At 28.7% G+C, this 4,618-nt stretch carries 3 protein-coding genes; 1 reads left to right on the top strand and 2 read right to left on the bottom strand.

The window, feature by feature from the left end; translation table 11 throughout:
- On the top strand, positions 1-339 hold a 339-nt coding region (locus tag QWC74_RS06750), incomplete at its 5' end, for a DUF3810 family protein (protein WP_288993953.1).
- A gap of 777 nt (positions 340-1,116) precedes the next feature.
- On the opposite strand, the gene QWC74_RS06745 is transcribed toward QWC74_RS06750, so the two are convergent.
- Both QWC74_RS06745 and QWC74_RS06740 read right to left on the bottom strand, forming a co-directional pair.
- The gene (locus QWC74_RS06745) at positions 1,117-1,692 is read right to left on the bottom strand and encodes a hypothetical protein (RefSeq protein ID WP_155222881.1); all 576 of its coding nucleotides are present in this window, start codon (positions 1,690-1,692) and stop codon (positions 1,117-1,119) included.
- 956 nt (positions 1,693-2,648) lie between these two features.
- Positions 2,649-3,257: a hypothetical protein gene (locus tag QWC74_RS06740; protein WP_155222882.1), complete on the bottom strand. Its 609-nt coding sequence runs from the start codon at positions 3,255-3,257 to the stop codon at positions 2,649-2,651.
- Between the last annotated feature and the right edge of the window lie 1,361 nt (positions 3,258-4,618).

The following is a 4,618-nucleotide window of genomic DNA, read 5'->3' as shown; positions in this document are numbered from 1 at the left end:
GAAAATGAAGCGAACTTCATCGCCTACCTCACCTGTATCGCTCACCCTGATGTTGATTTTCAATATTCAGGCTACTTAAATGCCTTAAATTATGTCAATCGTGCTTTAGCACTTGTTGATCGTGAAACACTCATCACCTTAAACGAAAAATTATCCGACGGTGTACGTCGTGATTTAAATGATCAACGCGATTACTGGAAACAATACGAAGGAAAAGTTGAAGAAACCTTCACCCAAATGAATCAAACGTACTTAAAACTAAACGGTGTCAACGATGGGGTTCAAAGTTATGGTCGTGTGGTCGACTTATTACTAGCGTACTATGAACCTATAAATTAGTTGACCTCTTGTTTCACTTTGCTTTTTGTGGTAAATTATGGTTAATAAAATAAAATGAAGGAGGCTCTAAATGAAAACATCTATTTTCGGAAACGATTTACCTGGTGTTTCAATTGTGTTAGATAAAGGAGAGAGTGTGTACACCCAATCAGGTGTTTTAGTAACTTTATGATATTTATTAATTAAAAAATCCGTACTATAAAATGATAATTATAATACGAATTTTTTATATTCATTAATTATTTATTCTTCTAATTTTTGTAAAATTAAAATCTAAGTCTTCATTGAATATATATACTCTTGGATCTTTATTAGATACACTAACTAATACCTTATCTCCTGTAGTTTATTGTGATGATAGTAAAATTCAATGGTTGATTTTTCATAAGGTTTTCCATCATCCTTAGTAATCTTTTTTTGATTTATACATTCCGTAAAATCTTTTTATGAAAAAAGATAATTTCTTATTTATTACGCATAGCAACAAATAAGAAATTATAAAAAAAGTGTACTAAATTGTACACTTTTTTTATGTGATATTAAAACATTTTTAAGGATAATAATACAAATAGTAGTCCTAGAATAATTAGGAATGAACTGCTTTTTTTAGTTTTATAATGTATTCCATCTATAATGCAAAATAATCCTATAAAACTTAATGTTAGCTTATTAAAAGTATTACTATCAATTATATTTGTAATAGTAAGTAACAATATAATAAAATAAATTATCCCTAAAAAAATATTAATTTTATTCAATACCACAATATCACTCCTTTTATATAGCAACTAACTTACAAGAAGTTGCAAATGATTTTTCTGGAGTAGTTTCAATAAGCGTATTTCCACTATCACTAACAATTTCTAGTTTTGTAATAGCGGTACACTTCCATGTTCCATCAAATTTTGCATTATGTTTAATTTTTGCTCGAGCATATCTTGTTGCTGTTGAATAAGTCACCGTATAATTACTATTGAGTACAGTGGCTGTTCCCAGAACTATGTATCCTAAAACTTTTCCATATATATTCGTAACCTTGTCAATAAGTTTTGCTCCTGCACCTAAACTTATTGTAATAGGTAAAGATGATGTATGAGAAAAACTTTGTTCTTTTACTAAAGTCCAATATGATGAACCCGATCCTCCACATTCTTCACCACAATTTAAATCTGCTCGGGTTTGTGCTTCATTAATCAAGCTTCTTGCTGCTTCATATTCATAATAAAATCTATCTTTTAGAGTAGCTTTCTCAACCCCTTCTAAGTTGTTCTCTAAAGTAGATGCAAATACTTGGATTCCTGTTGAATTAAAAACTAATCCTATCACTACTAATGCATAAATTAATCTCCTCATTCTAATCGCCCCTTTTTTATTTTGAATTCATTTTTGAATCTATAAAAAAATATATATTTCTATATCTTTTTCTTAAGTTCTAGTTAAAATAGTTTTGATATATATTTTTATTTCCAACATATCTCTTTTATTCTTCCTATTTTCATGTAACTTTTAGTGATAAGACTAAATCAACAGATTTTTATCAGGTATTATTTTTCTACATTTAATCACTTCTGACTAGACTCGTAATCAAACTTTGTTTTCCAATCGTAATTCATTTCATTCTGGATTTCAGTATCATACTGAAAAATTTCTCGATTAATAAATGTGCTGATCATCCCCATTTCTACTATAATCATTACGAACATTAATAAATTATTTCATTTCTATTCCCTCCCTGAATACGATTCATTTGTACTTAGGGCGAGTTCAACTTTTAATTTCCCTATAAATTCCATCGCCCTTAAAACAATTATAACTATCTTTCCTTCAAAAACATATTTAATTATTGTCACAAAAAAAATACATCAAAATGTGACATTTTTTGTAATATGAATTTTAAAATTCTTTCCCCCTCGTGAAAAATAGACACTTTAAGTGGCATAAAACTCACCTATTAATATCTTGTAAATATACTAATTATTTTTATATTTTTGATGTGGATTTTCTCCCCTTTAAAAGATACACATTAATCTCAAATTAAATAACATTAATTTTTTTGTAATAAAGAGAGGCTTCTCCCCAGTATCTCTATTCCATCTTTTACTTTAAAATATTATTTTCTTAACATAAAATCATGTTAAGGTGTTTTTGTATATTTATAACACATAATTGAATTATACTTGATTCTCCCAAAACAACAGACAGTTATTTTGGGAGAGCAATGTTTTAAATAAAGGTTGATAATAGAACAATAAAGAGGACAGCTTCTTATCCAAAAACTGTCCTCTTTATTTTAATGTTATGTAATTAGATTAGAGCTCTTTATTTGTAAATGTTAACGTTACAGCTTGAACTGAATTCATTCCTTCAAAAATATCGGGCTCAAAATATGAATCGACTGAAAAACTTCTCATGCTCGTCCCATTATCAAAAACTATAATAGCGACGGGGATTTCTTTATTGAGTTCAATGGTTTGAAAATCAGTGAGAAACGAATGAGTCGAAATCGCTGAATCAAAACCTAAATCGTCAAGGTCAACACGAGATGAAAATCTTCCATGTGAGCTGATCACGAAATTAATACTATGATCATCGTTTAGTGTCATGGCAAATGTGCCTTCTAAATGAGTGTTAGCGTCACGTTCGGTTTCAATCGAGATGCCACCACCTGATTGAACGTCTTGCCAATTCCCAGATTCATCTAATGAGTACAGATGAATCATTAATGATGTTGCCTCTTTTGGCGCATTAAATGATAGGAGCTGAGACTGATCCAGCAGGGCAAACGATTCTAATAAAGATTGATCACGTTCATTTAATGGATATGGACCTATTCCCATTTTTGTATCACTAAGATTTGAACAGGCACTCAATGATAGGATGGACATTATAAATAAACAGATAAATGCTAATTTTTTCATTAACTATCCCCCAAATTGATAAATTAGAAAAAGATATACGTTTATTATAAACAGTTTACCGAAAATTAGCAATAAATTAAGGGAGATTATCCTACTATATAAACAAAGGCTTTCTTGACAGAATATCTGCTACCGAACAAGAGATGTTTGTAATACATTAAACTTAGAATAATTCAAATTCAATTATAAAACATCTTAAAATATTGCAACTATGTTTCTTGTAAACGAAAGTTATCGTTAATTCGTTTAATGTTTTTCTAAAATAAAATTAATTAAAAGGTTGCCAATGTTGGCAAATTGTCGGCATTGCCTACATCCATAAAGAAAAAACAATAAATAACGAGCACTCTATTTAATACTATTATCTCCATCCGTTCAGTTATTAAACATGAACACATGTTTATTTAAGGCAATTGCTAGCGATAAACTACCTATTGATAAAGAGGGAACAGTTATAAAATGATAAAATAGACCTTCCTTGCATCCCTCTTTTATTTTATTATGTTATTGAAATTAGTGGAATTTTTGATATAATAAACTTATATTCTGCCGAATATGCTTACTGATTGTGTGAATATTTACAAAAAAGACCTTATATAAACAAGGTCTTTTTGTTTTATTCCTAAATAACTTAAAACAATAATTATACGAGGTGAGGTTATGATACATAATCTAAATTATCTATTACTTGTGGCACATGAAGTCGAAGAAATAAATATTCTAGATAATCTTTTGTTTTCAACAACGCGATTATTGGAAAAAATATATTCCCTAACTGTAGCACTTCTATTTCTTTACCTTCTTTACTTAAGTGTTATTGCTCTAAAAATCTATATTAAAAAAAATAAGATTGATAATTAATGTTGCATTTGATTCAAAAACAAAAATGTAGCAAGTAATTAAGTTCATCCCTACCTTTTTTAACTCAATTGTATTCAATCCCCAAAACAAAAATAAGTTGTTTCAAGCAACTTCACTCTCTTCATAAGAAGAAAAAATGCATATTTTAGAATAAAACATGGTCACAGTGTAGTCGAAATTAAAACAACAAATAGCTTTTTATCACTCGTCATTAGTTATCCCTGTTTAGTGTGTCTTATTATTACAACATTTGTCATAATTTGGTATATTTCAGTCATACATCTTTCCACCTAAAGATGTATACCATTTTCTACATATAACGATTTATCCTCAAAAAGAGATACTCTCCCCAGTATCTCTTTTCCATTTTTTTAAACTTTACAATATTATACTCTTAACATAAAATTCTAATGGGGAGAGTTAAATAAATAAGGTAGTGAGTTAAAAACTTTGCTACCTTTTTATTTAACCTAATTATCACTAAAAACCAGTGATTTATT

The sequence above is a fragment of the uncultured Turicibacter sp. genome, from assembly GCF_938044715.1.
GTDB lineage: Bacteria > Bacillota_I > Bacilli_A > MOL361 > Turicibacteraceae > Turicibacter > Turicibacter sanguinis.
This window is presented reverse-complemented; position numbering and strand designations above follow the sequence as displayed.